12 protein-coding genes and 1 pseudogene are annotated in these 18,721 nt (G+C 70.5%); 9 read left to right on the top strand and 4 right to left on the bottom strand.

Annotated elements, in window-relative coordinates; translation table 11 throughout:
* The 3 genes and pseudogenes from ABD385_RS22220 to ABD385_RS22210 form a co-directional block, all read right to left on the bottom strand.
* Positions 1-594: pseudogene (locus ABD385_RS22220) on the bottom strand (hypothetical protein); the annotation flags it as partial.
* Positions 595-938: 344 nt separating this feature from the next.
* On the bottom strand, positions 939-1,937 hold the full coding sequence (locus tag ABD385_RS22215; RefSeq protein ID WP_344578857.1) for an FG-GAP repeat domain-containing protein: 999 nt from the start codon (positions 1,935-1,937) through the stop codon (positions 939-941).
* Positions 1,938-2,041: 104 nt separating this feature from the next.
* Positions 2,042-5,491 carry a GH92 family glycosyl hydrolase gene (locus ABD385_RS22210; protein WP_344578855.1) on the bottom strand — a complete coding sequence of 1,150 codons (3,450 nt, stop codon included), beginning with the start codon at positions 5,489-5,491 and terminating at the stop codon, positions 2,042-2,044.
* A gap of 465 nt (positions 5,492-5,956) precedes the next feature.
* Between ABD385_RS22210 and ngcE the strand changes: the two genes are divergently transcribed.
* The 9 genes from ngcE (at position 5,957) to ABD385_RS22165 (ending at position 18,145) form a co-directional block, all read left to right on the top strand.
* Positions 5,957-7,390: an N-acetylglucosamine/diacetylchitobiose ABC transporter substrate-binding protein gene (gene ngcE / locus ABD385_RS22205; RefSeq protein ID WP_344578854.1), complete on the top strand. Its 1,434-nt coding sequence runs from the start codon at positions 5,957-5,959 to the stop codon at positions 7,388-7,390.
* Positions 7,391-7,453: 63 nt separating this feature from the next.
* Positions 7,454-8,377 (top strand): carbohydrate ABC transporter permease, encoded by a 924-nt coding sequence (locus tag ABD385_RS22200; RefSeq protein ID WP_344578852.1) that lies wholly within the window; start codon positions 7,454-7,456, stop codon positions 8,375-8,377.
* Positions 8,378-8,388: 11 nt separating this feature from the next.
* On the top strand, positions 8,389-9,264 hold the full coding sequence (locus tag ABD385_RS22195; RefSeq protein ID WP_344578850.1) for a carbohydrate ABC transporter permease: 876 nt from the start codon (positions 8,389-8,391) through the stop codon (positions 9,262-9,264).
* Positions 9,265-9,500: 236 nt separating this feature from the next.
* On the top strand, positions 9,501-10,700 hold the full coding sequence (locus tag ABD385_RS22190; protein ID WP_344578847.1) for an ROK family transcriptional regulator: 1,200 nt from the start codon (positions 9,501-9,503) through the stop codon (positions 10,698-10,700).
* Between the two features lie 194 nt (positions 10,701-10,894).
* Positions 10,895-11,938, top strand: a complete 1,044-nt coding sequence (locus tag ABD385_RS22185) for a substrate-binding domain-containing protein (protein WP_344578873.1) — start codon at positions 10,895-10,897, stop codon at positions 11,936-11,938.
* Between the two features lie 126 nt (positions 11,939-12,064).
* Positions 12,065-12,865, top strand: coding sequence for an ATP-binding cassette domain-containing protein (locus ABD385_RS22180; RefSeq protein WP_344578844.1), 801 nt, complete (start codon positions 12,065-12,067; stop codon positions 12,863-12,865).
* A complete protein-coding gene (locus tag ABD385_RS22175) occupies positions 12,862-14,124 on the top strand; it encodes a sugar ABC transporter permease (protein WP_344578841.1) in 1,263 nt (420 codons plus the stop codon). The genes ABD385_RS22180 and ABD385_RS22175 overlap by 4 nt, the downstream gene beginning before the upstream one ends.
* A 268-nt stretch (positions 14,125-14,392) precedes the next feature.
* The gene (gene dxs / locus ABD385_RS22170) at positions 14,393-16,366 is read left to right on the top strand and encodes a 1-deoxy-D-xylulose-5-phosphate synthase (RefSeq protein ID WP_344578839.1); all 1,974 of its coding nucleotides are present in this window, start codon (positions 14,393-14,395) and stop codon (positions 16,364-16,366) included.
* Between the two features lie 204 nt (positions 16,367-16,570).
* Entirely contained in the window at positions 16,571-18,145 is a 1,575-nt protein-coding gene (locus ABD385_RS22165; RefSeq protein ID WP_344578837.1) for an amino acid permease, read from the top strand.
* A 68-nt stretch (positions 18,146-18,213) separates the two neighbouring features.
* Here ABD385_RS22165 and ABD385_RS22160 read toward each other — a convergent pair whose 3' ends face one another.
* Positions 18,214-18,612, bottom strand: coding sequence for an NYN domain-containing protein (locus ABD385_RS22160; RefSeq protein WP_344578834.1), 399 nt, complete (start codon positions 18,610-18,612; stop codon positions 18,214-18,216).
* Positions 18,613-18,721 lie beyond the last annotated feature (109 nt).

Here is an 18,721-nt window from a genome sequence, read left to right as displayed (position 1 = left end):
GGTGCGTGCGGTGACCTTGCCGTCGGGGTAGCCGAGGTAGAGGTAGAGCACGCCGTTGCGGTCGCGGGCGAGGATGTCGTACTCCTTGGCGCCGCCGAGGTTGCCGGGCGAGAGCACCTTGTCGTAGGCGTTCCACCCGCCGCCGATCCGGACGCTGTCCGGGGTGGCGGCGTTGCTGAAGTACAGGTTGCCGCTGGGGTCCCAGAGCCAGACGCCGTCGGCGACGCCGTTGGCGTCGTTGTCCACCGCCTGCTGGTTGGCGCGCACGTCGCCGAGGTCGTCGACCTTCTCGCGGGCCGTGAACTTGCCCGAGCCGTCGACGTCGTAGACGTAGGTGGCGCCGGAGGACTCCACGCCGAAGAGGGTGAAGACCGGGTTGGCCGCGCTCGGGCCGCCGGCGGTGACGCCGGTGATCGCCCGAGGGGCCTTGGCCGGCGCCTGCGGCGTCGCCTGGACGGCGTTCCGGGCGGCCGAGCCGGGGTTGTCCGCCGCGAAGGAGGCGCCGGCGGCGGAGCCGGCGAGCGCGACGGCGATGGCCGCGGTGGCGAGACGGGACAGGACGCGTCCGCGCGTGCGGCCGGAAGGTATTGCCACGTAGTTCTCCGTGGTTGGGGATCGAGACGGGAACCGGGACGACGACGGCGCGCCCCCGCAGGGGCGCGCCGAAGGTCTCCGGAGCTCAGGATCTTCCGCACGGCTCCTTCAGGTGTCAACTACTTTGGCGGGGCCGTGACCAGCGCCGTTTCCGCCCGTACAACCTTTTCCCCGGAGACGATTCGGTAGTGACGGTGCGAAACGGGCGAACCGATCGAGAAGACGCGGGTCCGGCGGTCCCGGGCGACGGACCGACCGGACCGCGTGTCCGGAGGTGTCCGGGTTGTTCCGTCCTGTGATCCTTCCAACACCGGCGCCCCTCCTGGGGGTGCCGGCGACGGGCCTCAGAACATCAGGCGGTAGGTCTGGTAGCCCCAACCGACCTTGACGGGCTTGGCGTACGGTGCCCGGGCGTTGCCGGTGCCCTTGTAGAGCATCAGCTCGCCGCCGGCGGTGCGGGCCAGCAGGTCGGCGTTGCCGTCGCGGTCCACGTCGCCGGTGGAGAACAGGTAGTTGTAGGCGTTCCAGCCGGCGCCGACCTTCTGCCGGGCCGCGAAGGGGGCCTTGGGGTTGCCGGTGCCCTTGTAGAGCCACAGGACGCCCGCCTTGTCGCGGGCGACGAGGTCGGTCCTGCCGTCGCCGGTGAGGTCGCCCTGGCCGGCTATCTGGGAGTACGCGCCCCAGCCGGCGCCGATCTTGATGCGCGGGGTCACCTTGCCGTCGGGGTGGGCGAGGTAGACGTACAGCACGCCCGACTTGTCGACGGCCATGATGTCGGATTCCTTGGCGCCGCCGAGGTCGCCCGGGGACAGGACCTTGTCGTAGACGTTCCAGCCGCCGCCGATGAGGCGGGTCTCCGCCTCGTCCAGGGTGAAGTCGGAGTAGAAGAGGTTGCCGTTGAAGTCCCAGGTGTAGAGGCCCTCTTCGTAACCGTCCTTGTTGTGGTCGACCCGCTGCGCGGCCTTGAAGACGTCCCAGCCGAACCACCGGTAGTCGCGCGCGTCGAAGCCGCTGCCGTTGGACTCCTGCATGTAGAGGTCGCCGCTGCGGTCCACGCCCGAGAAGGGGAAGAAGGGGGCGCCGACCTCGCCCGGTGCGGCGTACCCCATGCGGCCCTTGGGGGCCTTCGAGGCGCCGGGGGCCGTCGACTTCACCTTGTCGGCGTTCTTCAGGGGCGCCGGGACGGGGGCCGCCGGGGTGTCGGCGACGGCGGTTCCCGCGGTGGTGCCCAGCAGGGTCGCTGCGAGCACGGTGGTCGCGAGCCGGGTGAGCGCGCGGCCACGCTTACGGCCGGGAAGGAAGCCCACGTGAATCTCCAGTTGTTTGGATATGGGTGGCGCCATGCCCTATAGCGGGACATGGCGCGGCATTTACCCAATCTTTGCAACGTAAAGATTATCCGTCAAAGGGGATATCCGGCCCGTCGGGGCACGAAAGCCCCAACTGGCTAGTGCCGACCCAGTAGTTCGACCTCGGCGAGGGGCGCCGGCCGGGGCAGGGTGAGCCGGTAGTGGCGGTGGGTGCTGGGGGTGGGGAGGGAGAAGGGGCGGGTCTGGCGGTCCCAGGCGAAGCGTTGGTGGCTGCGGTGGTCCAGGGGGAACCAGTGCGTGCCGTCGTCGGAGCCTTCCAGGAGCCATTCCCCGGGAGCCTTCGCGGCGGTGGTGGAGGTGAGGGTGTACGAGGAGACGGTGGCGCCGGCGGGGACGGTGAAGGTCGCGCGGGAGACCGTGTCGGAGGTGTCGGAGGTGTCGTCGGTCAGCGGCCCGCCGTCCGGGACGGTCAGGTCGGTGGGCGGCGCCGGCACCGCGTCGTCCTGGGTGAGCGAGGTCGGTGCGGCGCCCGGTCCGCTGGCCCAGGCGGAGGGGCGCGGCCCCATGGCGAAGTCCAGGGTCCCGCCGCGGGCGAGCAGGGCGTGCGGCAGCGCGGTGCTGTTCCACGGCTTGCCGTTCACCTTCAGGCCCTGCACGTAGACGTTGCGGGCGCTGTTGCCGGGCGCGTTGACGACCAGGTCGCGGCCGTTCTCCAAGTGGATCGTGGCCTTGGTGAACAGCGGCGAGCCCACCGCGTACTCGCCCTGGCCCATCACCAACGGATAGAAGCCCAGGGAGCTGAAGACGTACCAGGCGGACATCTCGCCGTTGTCCTCGTCGCCCGGGTACCCCTGGCCGATCTCGCTGCCGAGGTAGAGCCGGGAGAGCACCTCGCGGACCTTCGCCTGCGTCTTGGCGGGCTGCCCGGCCGCGTCGTAGAGGTACGCGATGTGGTGCGAGGGCTGGTTGCTGTGCCCGTACATGCCCATCCGCACGTCGCGGGCCTCGGTCATCTCGTGGATGACGTCGCCGTAGGAGCCGGCGAACTGCTTGGCGGCGGTCTCCGGGGTGCTGAAGTAGGCGTCCAGCTTCTTCGCCAGGCCGCTCCGGCCGCCGTAGAGGTTGGCCAGTCCGCGGGTGTCCTGCGGGGCGGTGAAGGCGAACGTCCAGGCGTTGGTCTCGGTGTAGTCGTAACCCCAGACGCGGGGGTCGAAGCGGTCCGGCGGCAGCCGCCAGTCACCCCGGGCGTCCCTGCCCTGGAAGAAGCCGGTGCGGGGGTCGAAGAGCCGCACGTAGTTGCGGGCCCGGCCCAGGAAGTACTGCGACTCCTCCTTGTAGCGGGCCTGATGGGTCTTGGAGTAGAGGGCCTGTCCCATCCGGGCGATGCCGAAGTCGTTGAGGTAGCCCTCCAGCGCCCAGGACGCTCCCTCGCGGGTGTCGGTGCTGGTGTAGCCGAGGAACGGCGCGGTGGCCATGCCCTTCCGGCCGACGCCGGCGGACGGCGGGGCGACCGTGGCGTTCTTGACCGCCGCGTCGTAGGCCGCCGCGGCGTCGAACCGCACGCCCTTGACGTAGGCGTCGGCGAACGCGACGTCCGAACTCGTCCCGGTCATCAGGTCCGCGTACCCGGGCGAGGACCAGCGGGAGATCCAGCCACCGTCCTTGTACTGCTGGACGAACCCGTCCACCATCTTGCCGGCCCGACCGGGGGTGAGCAGGGAGTAGGCCGGCCAGGTCGTGCGGTAGGTGTCCCAGAAGCCGTTGTTGACGTAGACCGCACCGTCGACGATCTTCGCGCCGGTGCGGGTGGGGGTGTCCGGGCCGACCGGCGGCGAGAACGGGCTGGCGTAGCGGACCCGCGAACCCACCTGCTCCGAACCGGAGTTGGGGTAGAGGTACAGCCGGTAGAGGCTGGAGTAGAGGGTGGTCAGCTGGTCGCGGGTGGCGCCCTCGACCTCGACGCGGCCCAACAGCGCGTCCCACTGGGCGCGGGCGCGGTCCCGGACGGTGGTGAAGGAGGTGCCGTCGGGGATCTCCCGGGCGAGGTTGGCCTTCGCCTGCTCGACGCCGATCAGCGAGGTGGCCAGCCGCAGCGTCACCGTGCGGTCCGCGCCCGGCCGCAGCCGCAGGTAGCCGGTGACGTCCTTGCCCCCGCCGCCCGGCAGCGGTCCGCTCGCGGTGACGGGCGCGTCCACCACGCCGTAGACGAACAGGCGGCCGGCGCCGACCGAGAGCCCGCTGCGGACGTCGGAGTAGCCGGAGATGACGCCGTGGGTGGGGGCACCTCCCGGGCCGCCAGGCCCAGGGGGAGTGTCCAGGGTCAGGCCGCCCTTGTTGTTGACGTTGTCGAAGATCAGGTTGGCGTCGGCGCCGGGAAAGGTGAACCGCATCGCCGCCGCGTGGTCGGTCGGCGCGATCTCGGTGCGCAGGCCGTTGTCGAAGGTCACCGCGTACTGGTACGGCCGCGCGCTCTCGCGCTCGTGGTGGAAGGGCAGCGCGCGCCCGGTACGCGAGGCGTCCGGAGTGCCCGCCGCGGTGGACGGCATCACCTGGAACGTCTGCCGGTCGCCCATCCAGGGGCTCGGCTCGTGACTGGCGCTGAACGCCTGGAGGGTGGGGAGGTTGTCGGCGTTGTTCTTCCGCGCGTACTCGTAGAGCCAGTCGGTGGAGCCGGCGTCGGTCACCGGCGTCCAGAAGGTGAAGCCGTTCGGCACGGCGGTGGCGGGGAAGGCGTTGCCGCGCGAGAAGCTGCCGCTGGAGAGGGTGCCGCGGGTGGTGACGGCGTGGTCGGAGAGGTGGGCGAGCGGCCTCTGCGGGGCCGCGGGGCCGAGGACGACGTCGTCGAGCCAGCCGCGGAAGGCCGGCGCGGTCCGCGGCGCCCGGGGCGCGTCGTAGGCGAGCAGGATCCGGGCGACGGTCTTCCCGGCGGCGACCGCGCCGATCCGGGACTCCCGGTTGTTCCACTGGTTGACGTAGAGCGTCTTGGCGGCGGCCTGGCCCTGCGGGGTCAGCCGGGCCCCGTACTGGTCGGTCGCGGCCAGCTCGCTCAGGTACGTCCCGTCGGTGAAGGCCAGGTCGACCGCGACGTGGGTGGCCGGGTAGTCGAGGTCGGTCTCGGACAGCTGCGGGAACAGCTTGTACGAGAGCGTGGTGGTGGGGGTGACGGGGACGTGCACGGCGAACAGCTTGTTGTACGAGTAGGCCCGGCCGGCGGCGGTGTGCGTGCCGGCGTAGCGCAGCGCGTGGCCGCCGGTGAACCCGGCGTGCGCCTTGGCGGTGGGGGAGTCGGCGGGGCCGGTGTCGGGTGCGGTGTCCATGCCGGGCCCGCCGGGCGAGGAGGCCGGGGCGACGCCGGCGGTCCTGGGGCGGCCGTCCGGGCCGGTCTCGACGGTGTCCGTCCAGTCCGGTGCGGGCTGGCCCGGTTCGAAGGAGGAGCGGAACTGCGCCGCGGTGCCCGTGGGTTGGGGCGGTGCCGCCTGGGCCGGGCCGGTCGCGCCCGGCCCCACCAGGACGAGCAGGGCGGCCGCCGCGAGGGCGGCGGGGCGGACGATCCTCCGCAGTGGACTGTGCCGGTGTCTGTGCCGCACGCGCGAGCCCTCTCAACGGGATTGACATCGTTGTCAGTTGCGTAGTGCAGAGATAAGTAAGGTGCGCGGCGGCGCGGGTGTCAAGGGTGTGGCGGCGCGCCGCGGACCCCCGTGTCGCGGCCCGCGGTCCCGCCTCGGCGGTCGGCGCCGCGCCCCGCCCCGGCAACCTCGACCGGGGTGCACCGCAGGCGCATGCCGGGGAGGTCTCAACTAGGGAAAGACTCCCGGCCAACTCGGTGCCCGATCTTGCCCGTTCGGCCGGAAGTGGACTATACCTATCGGCGTCCGATACCGGCCGTACGACCGCCAGGCCGGATTCCGGGGGGAAAGCGGGGGACGTCGGAATTCCCCGCACATCCCTAGCTCGCCCGGTGCACATCCCGTACAACTCAGCTTCATCTGACCCGCGGTGCCGGGGTGGCTCCGGTACACCGCCTGAGTCCTGAAGAAGGCGAGGACTTGAGCATGGGATCCACCTCAGAAGTAGGCCGTCGCGATCTGGTCAAGCGGGCCGCGGCCCTGGGAATTCTCGCGGTACCGGCCATGGGCGCCCTGTCGTCCTGTGCCACCGGGGGCGGTGGCGGCTCACAGGACGGCACCAAGAACAAGGGCGCCACCTCGGCCAAGAATCCGCTCGGCGTGAAGAACGGGGTGTCGCTGGAGGCATTCATCTTCAAGGGGGGCCTCGGCGACCAGTACGCCAAGGACGCCGAAGCCGACTACAACAAGACCTACGGCACGACGGTCAAGCACACCGGCACCCAGCAGATCGGTCCGAAACTCCAGCCGCGCTTCGCCGGCGGCAATCCGCCCGACCTGATCGACAACTCCGGCGCCGACCACCTGGACATGAACACGTTGTCCGCGCAAGGGCAGTTGCAGGATCTCACCGCGCTGCTCGACGCCCCGTCGATCGACGACCCGAAGAAGAAGGTCCGGGACACGCTCTACCCCAGCACCATCGAAAAGGGCCAGCACAAGGACACCTTCGACGTCTTCTACTACGCCTTCACGGTGTACGGCACCTGGTATTCCCACAAGCTGCTGAAGGACAAGGGCTGGGCCTATCCCACCTCCTTCGACGAGATGATCAGCCTCTGCGCCGAGATCAAGAAGGCGGGCATCGCGCCCTGGACGTATCCGGGGAAGTACCCGTACTACGTCCACTTCAACGTCTTCGCCCAGATCGCCAAGATCGGCGGCCTGGACAAGTGGATCGCCATCGACAACCTGGAGCCGGGCGCCTGGACCTCCAACGACGCGGTCAAGCAGGTCATCGGGCACTACGAGGAACTGGCCGCCAAGGGCTACTTCCTCGAAGGCAGCCAGGGCCTGACGCACATCCAGTCGCAGACCGCCTGGACCCGCGGCAAGGCGGCCTTCATCCCCAACGGCTCCTGGGTGGAGAACGAGGCCGCGCCCACCACGCCGGCCGACTTCGACATGGCCGTCGGCCCGCTCTTCAACGGCGGCACCGGCGACAAGATGCCGCACGGCACGCTGCGCGCCGAGCCCAGCGAGCCGTTCATCGTCGCCAAGGGCGGCAAGAATCCCCTCGGCGGCATGGAACTGCTGCGGATCATGCTCTCCAAGAAGCACGCGCAGAATTTCGCCACCAAGGTCAAGTCGCTCACTTCCGTCCAGGGCGCGACCGACGGAATGCAGCTCTCGCCGGGACTGGCGTCCGCCGCCAAGACCGTCAAGGAGGGCGGCAAGAACCTCCTGATGATCCAGCTCCAGGAGTGGTACCCGAAGTTGACCGACGAAAAGCTCGGCGGACTCACCAGCCAGCTCCTCACCGGTGAACTCAAGGCCGCGGAATGGATCAAGAAGGCCCAGCAGTACGCGGACGAGGTCGCCAAGGACAGCTCCGTCACCAAGTTCCACCGCGCCACCTGACCGAGCTTCCCCACCGGGGATCCATCCACGTTCCACCGCTGACGAGGGAGGGCCGGGGAGCTCATGCGCCACGGCAAGTACCGATTCATCGTGGGGTTCCTGGCCCTGCCCCTGCTGCTCTACGGGATCTTCGTGATCTCACCGTTCGTCCAGGCGTTCCAGATTTCCACCACGGAATGGAGCGGCCTGCGCGGCACCGCCAAGAGCGTCGGGCTGGGCAACTACGGAAAACTGCTGCACAGCGATGAATTCTGGAATGCGCTCAAGCACAACGTCGTGATGCTGGTGTTGGTGCCGATCGTCACGCTGGCACTGGGGCTGTTCTTCGCGTTCATGCTGAACGTCGGCGGCCGGTCCCGCCGCGGCGCGGTCATCACCGGCGTCCGCGGAGCGACGTTCTACAAATTCGTCTACTTCTTCCCGCAGGTCATCTCGATCACCATCATCTCGGTGATCTGGTTCAACATCTACAATCCGGATCCGCACGACGGCATGCTCAATTCCCTGCTCGGCGCGCTCGGCCTGGATTCCCTGCAGAGCGCCTGGCTGGGGGAGGGGAGCGTGGCCCTGGCCTGCATCATGCTGGTGATGGTCTGGGCCAATGTGGGCTTCTACGTCGTGCTGTTCTCCGCGGCCATGGCCACCATTCCCCGGGACATCTACGAGGCCGCCCTGCTCGACGGCGCGGGCCGTTCGCAGACGTTCTTCCGGATCACCCTGCCGCTGCTGTGGGACACCGTGCAGACGGGCTGGGTCTACATGGGCATCATCGCGATGGACGCCTTCGCGCTGGTGCAGATCATGTCGGTCAACATGGGCGGTCCGGACGGTGCGACCGACGTCGTTCCGCTCCGCCTCTACCTGACCGCCTTCCGCGACAGTCAGTTCGGCTACGCGGCCGCGATGGGCGTCGCCATGCTCGTCGTCACGCTGCTGTTCGCCGTCCTCACGATGCGCTTCGCGCGCCGTGAGCGGATCGAGTACTAGGGGCAGGGCGCATGACGACACGAACCACCGCGGCACGGCCGCGCCGGAACTCCGAGGGCGGCACGCTCAACGTCTTCTCGCACGGCATGCTCGTCGTGTGGGCGCTGATGGTGGGCATGCCGCTGCTGTGGGTGCTGTGGAGCTCCTTCAAGAGCAGCGGAGACATCCTCACCTCCCCGTGGTCCCTCCCGGGCAAGCTCCACTTCGAGAACTGGGTCAACGCCTGGGAGAAGGCCAACATCGGCAAGATGTTCCTCAACACCCTCATCGTGGTGGGCGGTTCGCTCACCGGGACGATGGTGCTGGGCTCCATGGCCGGCTACGTCCTGGCCCGCTTCCAGTTCCCCGGCAACCGCCTCGTCTACTACCTCTTCGTCGCCGGCATGTCCTTCCCGGTCTTCATGCTGGTGATCCCGCTCTTCTTCGTGCTGCGGGACTTCCCCGGCGTTCCGCTGCTGGCGACGTACCAGGGCCTGATCGCCGTCTACATCGCCTACTCGCTGCCGTTCACCGTCTTCTTCATGACGGCGTTCTTCCGCACCCTGCCGACGTCGGTGGCGGAGGCGGCGATGATCGACGGCGCCTCGCACGCCCGGACGTTCTTCCAGGTCATGCTGCCGATGGCCAAGCCGGGCCTGATCAGCGTCGGGATCTTCAACTTCCTGGGGCAGTGGAACCAGTACCTGCTGCCGATGGTCCTCAACCAGGACGAGGACAAGTACGTGCTCACCCAGGGCCTGGCCAACCTCGCGCTGCAACAGGGCTACCAGGGCGACTGGGGCGGGCTGATGGCCGGCATGATGATCGCGATGCTGCCGGTGCTCCTCGTCTACGTCATCTTCCAGCGGCAGGTGCAGGCCGGGCTGACGGCGGGCGCGCTCAAGTAGCCCGCCGGCCCCGCCCGGGCAGCAGCGGGGAGGGCGGTTTCCCCCTCAGTGGGACCGCCCTCCCTGCTGTGCCCGGGCACCCCGGTTCCCGCCGGGCTCAACGCCTTGACGAGACTTCCCCGTCGGAGTTCTTCTTAGAGTTCACATGTTGAAATCGGTTGCCGTCCCCCGATGACGTGGGTGCGGCCGGCGGGCAGTCGTCGCACTGTCCGCCCCAGGCGGGAGTGGATGAGTCGATGGAGACTCCGGGGTCGCAGTCCTCGCTGCACCGGGCCAATCTGGAGCGGGTGGTCCGCGCGGTGCGCATGGCGGGCTCGCTCACCCAGGCGGAGATCGCCCGGAGCACGGGGCTGTCCGCGGCCACCGTCTCGAACATCGTTCGTGAGTTGAAGGACGGCGGGACCGTCGAGGTGACGCCCACCTCCGCGGGCGGCCGCCGGGCCCGCAGCGTCTCGCTGTCCGGCGACGCCGGCATCGTCGTGGGCGTCGACTTCGGCCACTCCCACCTGCGGGTGGCGGTCGGCAACCTCGCCCACGAGGTGCTCGCCGAGGAGGCCGAGCCGATCGACGTGGACGCCTCCGCCGCCGAGGGCTTCGACCGGGCCGAGCGGCTGGTCAGCAGGTTGATCGAGCGCACCGGGATCGACGCGGCCAAGGTCATCGGCGTCGGGCTGGGCGTCCCCGGCCCGATCGACGTGGAATCCGGCACCCTGGGCTCGACCACGATCCTGCCGGGCTGGTCCGGGACCAACCCCGGCGCGGAGCTGTCCGGGCGGCTCGGCGTCCCGGTCTACGTCGACAACGACGCCAACCTCGGCGCGCTCGGCGAACTGGTGTGGGGCGGCGGGCGCGGCGCGGCGGACCTGGCGTACATCAAGGTGGCCAGCGGCGTCGGCGCCGGGCTGGTGATCAGCGGCCAGATCTACCGCGGCCCGGGCGGCACCGCCGGCGAGATCGGGCACATCACCCTCGACGAGTCCGGCCCGGTCTGCCGCTGCGGCAACCGCGGCTGCCTGGAGACCTTCACCGCGGCCCGCTACGTCCTGCCGCTGCTCCAGCCGAGCCACGGCCCCGACCTCACCATGGCGGGGGTGGTCCAGCTGGCCCGCGAGGGCGACCCGGGGTGCCGGCGGGTGATCGCCGACGTGGGCCGGCACATCGGCAGCGGCGTGGCGAACCTGTGCAACCTGCTCAACCCCAGCCGGGTGGTGCTCGGCGGCGACCTCGCCGAGGCCGGCGAACTCGTGCTCGGGCCGATCCGGGAGTCGGTGTCGCGGTACGCGATCCCCAGCGCCGCACGGCAGTTGGGGATCGTGCCGGGCACCCTCGGCGGCCGGGCCGAGGTGCTCGGCGCGCTCGCCCTGGTGCTGAGCGAGATGGGCGATTCGAGCCTGCTCGACGGGGCCCGGAGCCCGGACGCGCCCGCCCTGACATGAGCGGCTTAACTTCACGCCCCTAACGCATGGCACCGTTGTCATCTCGTTAAGGATTTACTCCTTGACGGTCGGCTGGCGGCCGAGTTGACTTCCAGCCACCTCGGCCGCAACGACGCGGCCATGTCAGGGAGGCACCCCCAATGAATGCGCATGTGTGGACGCGTCGCGTCGTCATAGGCACCGCCGCCGTCTCGATGGCCCTCTCCGTGGCCGCCTGCGGCAAGGCCGGCGACGGCGGCACCAGCGGTGGTGACGGCAAGACCATCGGCCTGTTGCTGCCGGAGAACAAGACCACGCGTTACGAGACCTTCGACCGGCCCCTGATCACGAAGAAGATCGAGGCGCTCTGCGCCGACTGCAAGGTCAAGTACAACAACGCCGACCAGGACACCCAGAACCAGAAGAAGCAGTTCGACGCCCTGATCACGCAGGGCGTCAAGGTGATCATCCTGGACCCGGTCGACTACAAGGCCACCAAGTCCTGGGTGAACCGGGCCGCCAAGCAGGGCGTCAAGGTCATCGCCTACGACCGCCTGGCCGAGGGCGAGATCTCCGCCTACGTCTCCTACGACAACGAGAAGATCGGCCGCCTCCAGGGCGAGGCGCTGGTCAAGGCGCTCGGCGACCGGGCCAAGGACAGCAACGTCGTCATGATCAACGGCTCGCCGACCGACCCCAACGCGCCGTTCTTCAAGCGGGGCGCCCACAGCGTCCTCGACAAGCAGGTCAAGAAGATCGTCTACGAGCAGGACATCCCGGACTGGTCCTCGGACGAGGCGAACAAGAAGATGGCCGCCGCCATCGACTCGCTCGGCAAGGACGGCATCCAGGGCGTCTACTCCGCCAACGACGGCATGGCCGGCGGCATCATCACCGCCCTCAAGCAGCAGGGCGTCAAGGTCCCGGTCGGTGGCCAGGACTCCGAGCTCGCGGGCCTGCAGCGGATCCTCACCGGCGACCAGACGTTCTCGATCTACAAGCAGATCCAGCCGCAGGCCGACACCACCGCCGAGATCGCGGTCCGGCTGCTCAAGGGCGAGAAGATCGACTCCCTGACGCCCACCAAGGTCGACAGCCTCAGCGGCGAGGTCAAGGGCATCCCCGCCAAGCTCTACGACGCCCAGGTCGTGACCAAGGACAACATCGAGGACACGATCGTCAAGGACAAGGTCTACCCCGCGAGCCGGATCTGCGCCGGCGACGCCAAGGCGGCCTGCGCGGCGGCGGGCATCAAGTAGGGCGGGCGGCGGGCACCGTCCGCCACCGATCCGCCCCCTCCCGCGGCGGCCGCCCGGCCGCCGCGCCGGGGCCTGCACCCCCGCACTCGCACCACCGTTCCCGCCGCAGCGACGGCGGTGAAGGAGATGATTCACGTGTCCGCTCCGCCCGTCCTGGCGCTGCGCGGGGTCTCCAAGCGGTTCGGCGCCGTCCAGGCGCTCACCGACGTCACGCTGGAGATCCACGCCGGCGAGGTCCTCGCCCTCGTCGGCGACAACGGCGCCGGGAAGTCCACCCTGGTCAAGACCATCTCGGGCGTCCACCCGGTCGACGACGGCGCCATCGAATGGGAGGGCGCGCCGGTCCGCATCGCGAAGCCGCACGACGCCCAGGACCTCGGCGTCGCCACCGTCTACCAGGACCTCGCGCTCTGCGACAACCTCGACGTCGTCGCCAACCTCTACCTCGGCAACGAGCTGCGCACCGCCGGCGTCCTCGACGAGATCGCCATGGAGAAGCGGGCCAAGGAGCTGCTGGACACCCTGTCCATCCGGATCCCCAGCGTCCGCATCCCGGTGGCCGCGCTCTCCGGCGGTCAGCGACAGGTCGTCGCCATCGCCCGCGCGCTGATCGGCGAGCCGAAGGTCGTCATCCTCGACGAGCCGACCGCCGCCCTGGGCGTCGAGCAGACCGCGCAGGTCCTCGACCTGGTCGAGCGGCTGCGCGAGCGCGACCTCGGCGTCATCCTGATCAGCCACAACATGGCCGACGTGCAGGCCGTCGCGGACCGGGTCGCGGTCCTGCGACTGGGCCGCAACAACGGCGTCTTCGACGTCGCCGCCACCTCCCACGAAGTGATCATCGCCGCCATCACCGGTGCCTCCGACAACGCTGTCACCCGTCGCCGGGCACGCACCGACCAGTTGAAGAAGGAGGCCGGGGCATGAGCGAGCAGCAGACCGCCGAGGCCACGCCGCCGGCCGCCGTCGACCCCCGGCTGCTGGTCCGGGAGAAAGGATTCGCCGGCTACCTGGACGCGTTCGCGCGCCGGCTGCGCGGCGGTGAGCTGGGGTCCCTGCCGGTCGTCGTCGGCCTGGTCGTCATCGCGGTCGTCTTCCAGCTCAAGAACAGCAGCTTCCTGTCCGCGGACAGCCTCGCCAACATCGGCGTCTACACCTCCGGCATGGGCATCATGGCCGTCGGCATCGTCTTCGTCCTGCTGTTGGGCGAGATCGACCTCTCGGTCGGCTCGGTCGCGGGGGTGGGCGCGGCGGTCTGGGCGGTGCTGAGCGTCACCCACGGACTCAACGACGGGCTCGCGGTGCTGATCGCGGTGGCCGCCGGCGCCGTGATCGGCGCCCTCCACGGGTTCTTCTTCGCCAAGATCGGGGTGCCCGCGTTCGTCGTCACCCTGGCCGGCTTCCTGGGCTGGAGCGGCCTGCAGATCTGGCTGATGGGCAAGGAAGGCTCCATCAACACGCCCAGCGGCAGCCTGGTGGAGGACCTCACCGGCTACTACTTCGAGGACAAGGCCGCCGCCTACGGCCTGGCGCTGGTCGCGGTGCTCGCCTACGCGGGCTCGCTGCTGCTGGACACCCGGCGCCGCCGGGCCGCCGCCCTGCCGTCCCGGCCGCTCAGCGAGGTCCTGCTGCGCACCGGCGTGGTCGCGGTGCTCGCCTTCGCGGTCGCCTACGTCCTCAACGAGCCGTCCGGCGCCCGCGGCCTGCCGCTGGCCCTGGTGCTCTTCCTCGCCGTCCTGGTCCTCGCCGACTTCGTGGTGCGCCGCACCGCCTACGGCCGGCAGATCTTCGCGGTCGGCGGCAACGCCGAGGCGGCCCGCCGGGCCGGCATCAACGTCAACCGGGTCCGGATCACGGTCTTCGCGATCTCCGGGATGCTCGCAGCCTTCGGCGGCCTGTTCATCGCCAGCCTCTCCGGCGGCGCCACCAAGAACCTGGGTTCCGGCAACACCCTGATGAACGTCATCGCGGCGGCGGTCATCGGCGGCACCAGCCTCTTCGGCGGCCGCGGCAAGATCTGGTCCGCGCTGCTGGGCATGCTGGTCATCCAGTCGATCCAGCAGGGCCTGAACCTGCTCGGCATGGCCAGTGAGATCCAGTACATGATCACCGGCGCGGTGCTGCTGGCCGCCGTGGTGATCGACTCGCTGTCGCGCCGCACCCAGAAGACCGCCGGCCGCAGTTGAGCAGCGGGCGCTCGCGGGGCCCGGGAGGCCGCGCAATGTCGTAAGACGGCAACAATCTCCGCGCCACGGCGGAAACCGGCCCCCCTCGGACGCGCTCCGGAGGGGGCCGCGTGCTGCCCTGGGCACCCGCGGCGACGACCCGAAACGACGTTCGAGACGCCCGTCACCCGAGTGACATACATCGCCGGGCCCGGCCGCGCCGGCGGCGGGCGCGACATTAGACTCATCTGATCGGCAAGCTCGACCTACGGCAGCAAGGAGGCATGGGGTGGCATTGCTGACCCGTATCAAGGGGCCGCGCGACCTGGACCGGCTTTCGCCCGAGCAGCTCACGCAGCTGGCGGCGGAGATCCGTGGCTTCCTCGTCGACGCGGTCTCCAAGACCGGCGGACACCTCGGCCCGAACCTCGGCGTGGTCGAACTGACCATCGCCCTGCACCGTGTTTTCCATTCACCCAAGGACAAGGTCCTGTGGGACACCGGACACCAGTCCTACGTCCACAAGCTGCTGACCGGCCGCCAGGACTTCTCCAAGCTCAAGGCCAAGGGCGGCCTGTCCGGCTACCCCTCGCAGGCCGAGTCCGCACACGACGTCATCGAGAACAGTCACGCCTCGACGGTCCTGGGCTGGGCCGACGGCATCGCCAAGGCCCACGAGGTCCGCGGCCGGGACGACCGGGTGGTGGCCGTCATCGGTGACGGCGCCCTCACCGGCGGCATGGCCTGGGAGGCGCTCAACAACATCGCGGCCGCCAAGGACCGCCCGCTGGTCATCGTCGTCAACGACAACGAGCGCTCCTACGCGCCGACCATCGGCGGCCTGGCCAACCACCTCGCCACCCTGCGCACCACCGACGGCTACGAGCGCTTCCTGGCCCGCGGCAAGGACATCCTGGAGCGCACCCCGGTCGTCGGCAAGCCGCTCTACGAGACGCTGCACGGCGCCAAGAAGGGCCTGAAGGACTTCATCGCGCCGCAGGGCATGTTCGAGGACCTGGGCCTGAAGTACGTCGGCCCGATCGACGGGCACGACGTCGAGGCGCTGGAGTCCGCGCTGACCCGCGCCAAGCGCTTCGGCGGCCCGGTGATCGTGCACTGCCTCACCGAGAAGGGCCGCGGCTACCGTCCCGCCGAGCAGGACGAGGCCGACCGCTTCCACGGCATCGGCCCGATCCACCCGGACACCGGCCTGCCCCTCTCCTCCGGCGGCAAGGACTGGACCGGCGTCTTCGGCGACGAGATGGTCGCGCTCGGCAAGGAGCGCGACGACATCGTGGCCATCACCGCGGCCATGCTCCAGCCGGTCGGCCTGGAGAAGTTCGCCAAGGAGTTCCCGGACCGGGTCTACGACGTCGGCATCGCGGAGCAGCACGCCGCGGTCTCCGCCGCCGGCATGGCCACCGCCGGACTCCACCCGGTCTTCGCGGTCTACGCGACCTTCCTCAACCGCGCCTTCGACCAGGTCCTGATGGACGTCGCGCTGCACAAGTGCGGCGTCACCTTCGTCCTGGACCGGGCCGGCGTCACCGGTACCGACGGCGCCTCCCACAACGGCATGTGGGACATGTCGATCCTCCAGGTCGTCCCCGGCCTGCGGCTGGCCGCGCCGCGCGACGCCGACCAGGTGCGCGCCCAGCTGCGGGAGGCCGTCGAGGTCGACGACGCCCCGACCGTGGTGCGCTACTCCAAGGGCGCGGTCGGCCCGGCCGTCGAGGCGGTCGGTCGGGTCGGCGGCATGGACGTGCTGCGCGAGCCCGCCGCCACCGGGCGTCCGGACGTCCTGCTGGTGTCGGTCGGCGCGCTCGCCCCGATGTGCCTGGAGGTCGCCGACCTGCTGGACAAGCAGGGCATCTCCACCACCGTCGTCGACCCCCGCTGGGTCAAGCCGGTCGACGAGGCGCTGCCGGGCCTGGCCGCCGAGCACCGGGTGGTCGTCACCGTCGAGGACAACATCCGCACCGGCGGCGTCGGTTCGGCCGTCGCCCAGGCACTGCGGGACGCCGGGGTGGACGTCCCGCTGCGCGACTTCGGCATCCCCGAGCGCTTCCTGGACCACGCCTCCCGCAAGGAGGTCATGGCCGAGGTCGGGCTCACCGCGCCGGACATCGCCCGCCAGGTGACCGGGCTGGTCGCCAAGATGGACAACCGCGACGAGGCCGTCCCCGGCACCGCCGGCCCGGCCGCCGTCCGGGACTCCGCCGCCGACGGCGCGGCCGAGCCCGCCGAGGCGGCCCGCGACTGACCCGCGGCCCGCACCGCCCGCCCGATGGGCCGGCCGGACGTCCCCAGGGATGTTCCGGCCGGCCCATCGGCTGCTCGGGGGTTCCCACCCCATCGGGTGAAACCGCGGCCCCGGAAGGCCCGCCGCCACTGACCGTTTCCCGACATTGCGGAGACTCGGTCAGTTCAGGAGAGTTGCGAGGGTCTTCCAGGCGGAGGTTCGCCCATGAGCACAGAGCACGGACCACAGGGACACGGACCAGGGGGAGCGCCGCCGGAGCCGCGGGGCGGGACGCGCCGCGACCGCGGCGTGCTGCGGACGAAGAGCGTCGAACAGTCGATCCAGGACACCGAGGAGCCCGAACACGCCCTCAGGAAGTCCCTCTCGGCGCTCGACCTGACCGTCTTCGGCGTCGGGGTGGTCATCGGCACCGGCATCTTCGTCCTCACCGGGAAGATCGCCAAGGAGCAGGCCGGCCCCGCGGTGGCGATCTCCTTCGTCGTCGCCGGCGTGGTCTGCGCGCTGGCGGCGCTGTGCTACGCCGAGTTCGCCTCCACCGTGCCGGTCGCCGGCTCGGCCTACACCTTCTCGTACGCGTCCCTGGGCGAGCTGCCCGCCTGGATCATCGGCTGGGACCTGATCCTGGAGCTGGCCCTGGGCTGCGCGGTGGTCGCCGTCGGCTGGTCCGGCTACGTGCGCTCGCTGCTCGACACCGGGGGGCTGCACCTGCCGGCGGTGCTGTCCGGCAGCCACGGCGGGCGGTTCGGCTTCGACCTGCTCGCCTGCGTCCTGGTCCTGGTGATCACCGCCATCCTGGTGCTCGGCATGAAGCTCTCCTCCCGGGTGACGGCGGTGGTCGTCGGCGTGAAGGTGGCCGTCGTGCTGCTGGTCGTCGTCGCCGGCGCGTTCTTCGTCTCCGGGGCCAACTACCGGCCGTTCGTCCCGCCGAGCCAACCGAGCGCCGCCGGCGGCGGACTGGCCGCCCCGCTCTCCCAGTTGATGTTCGGCTTCGCCCCGTCCCACTTCGGTGTGATGGGCATCTTCGCGGCGGCGGCGGTGGTCTTCTTCGCCTTCATCGGCTTCGACATCGTGGCCACCGCGGCCGAGGAGACCCGGGTCCCGCAGCGCGACGTGCCGCGCGGCATCCTCGGCTCGCTGGCGATCTGCACGCTGCTCTACGTGGCCGTGTCGATCGTCGTCACCGGCATGGAGAAGTACGACCGGCTGTCCGTGGACGCCCCGCTCGCGGACGCCTTCAAGCACGTCGGCTACCCGTTCTACGCGGGCCTGATCAGCTTCGGCGCGGCGGTCGGCCTGACCTCGGTCTGCATGATCCTGCTGCTCGGCCAGAGCCGGGTGTTCTTCGCGATGAGCCGGGACGGGCTGCTGCCGAAGGTGTTCTCCCGGGTGCATCCGAAGTTCGGCACCCCGCACCGGTCCACGATCGTCCTCGGCTCCGTGGTCGCGGTGGTCGCCGGCTTCACCTCGATCGACGTGCTGGCCGAACTCGTCAACATCGGGACGCTCTTCGCCTTCGTCGTGGTCGCCCTAGGCGTGGTCCTGCTCCGCCGTTCCCGCCCCGACCTGCCGCGCGCCTTTAGGACCCCGCTCGTGCCGTTCGTCCCGCTGCTGTCGGTGCTCGCCTCGCTCTGGCTGATGCTCAACCTGCCCGCCGAGACCTGGATCCGGTTCGCGCTCTGGATGGCGCTCGGCTTCGTCGTCTACTTCGTCTACGGGCGCAGCCACAGCCGGCTCGCGCTCCGGGAGCGCCAGCGCGCCGGGGCCGACGCCCGGCCGTAGCGCGCTCGGGGGAGGGGAGGGCGGCGGGCCCGCACGTCCCACGCGGCCACAGACGCCGCGCTGACGGGCTATCGGACGTCGTCGCGCCCTCTGCCGCGCCGGACCGTCCGAGGGCCCGCCACACGGGCGCCCAGCGCCTGCACGCGCTCGCGCAGGCCGCGGTCCGCGGTGACCACCAGACAGTCCCGCCCGGCGCCCTCCTCGGCCACCAGCCGCACCATCGCGTCGTCGCCGCTGCCGTCCGCCGACACCACCCGCACGCCCGGCACCGACGCCACCTGGCGCGCCGCGCCCTCCACCACCAAGACGAGTTCCAGCGGCGGATCGACCAGGCCGGGCAGGCCCGTCGCGGCGGTGTCGACCAGCGCGTCGCGCAGGCGTTCGGCGGCGCCGTGCCGGTCCCGCCACCAGCCGTCGGGCACCGAGCCGACCACGTTCGCGGCATCGACGATGAGCAAGCTCTCCATGCCGCCAGCCTGCCACGGTCGGGGCACCGCCGGCCGCCGGCGCCCGCCGCACGCACGACGCGCGGACCGGCTCCACCGAGCCGGTCCGCGCGTCGACTTCCCCCGGGGC

It is taken from the genome of Streptomyces lunalinharesii, from assembly GCF_039532155.1.
GTDB classification, from domain to species: Bacteria; Actinomycetota; Actinomycetes; order Streptomycetales; family Streptomycetaceae; genus Streptomyces; species Streptomyces lunalinharesii.
Note: the sequence above shows the minus strand (reverse complement) of the source record. Positions and strands in the feature narration are given on the sequence as shown.